The organism is Vibrio sp. YT-19(2023) (genome assembly GCF_033337395.1).
In genome coordinates this window covers 1-502 of the sequence record NZ_JAWOQN010001238.1, presented here as the reverse complement: position 1 = coordinate 502, position 502 = coordinate 1, and the positions used below count along the sequence as shown (strand labels likewise).

At 48.2% G+C, this 502-nt stretch carries 1 protein-coding gene; it reads right to left on the bottom strand.

The window, feature by feature from the left end:
- The coding region (locus R7E78_RS31030; protein ID WP_318059259.1) for an efflux RND transporter permease subunit at positions 1-502 on the bottom strand (502 nt) is incomplete at both ends.

Genomic DNA, 502 nt, shown 5'->3' with positions numbered 1-502 from the left:
TCTTGCATTCTCCGATCGGCAAACTCAGTGACGACGATTGCACCATCCACCAGCATGCCGACCGCCATGATTAAGGCAAACAGCACCACGATGTTTACGGTAAGACCAAAAACAGAGAGAACTAACAGCCCCGTTAAGAAAGATCCTGGAATAGAAATCCCAACCAACAATGCCGTTCTTACCCCCAAGATCGCGATAATAACGATGACCACCAAAATGATTGCCGAGAGAATGTTGTTTTGCAGATCACTAAGCATCAGCTTGACATCATCCGACTGATCCCAAGTGTATTTAACCTGCAAATTACTTGGCCACTCTGCACGCAGTTGCCCTTGAGCAATCACCTCTTTAACTAACGCGACGGTTTCAATAATGTTCTCGCCAGCACGCTTTTTCACGTCAAGCACAATGGCAGGCTCACCATCCAAGCGGGCAAAGCTTTCCGGATCACGAAACGCTCGGCGAACTGTGGCCACATCACCAAAGGTGATCACTTCTTTGC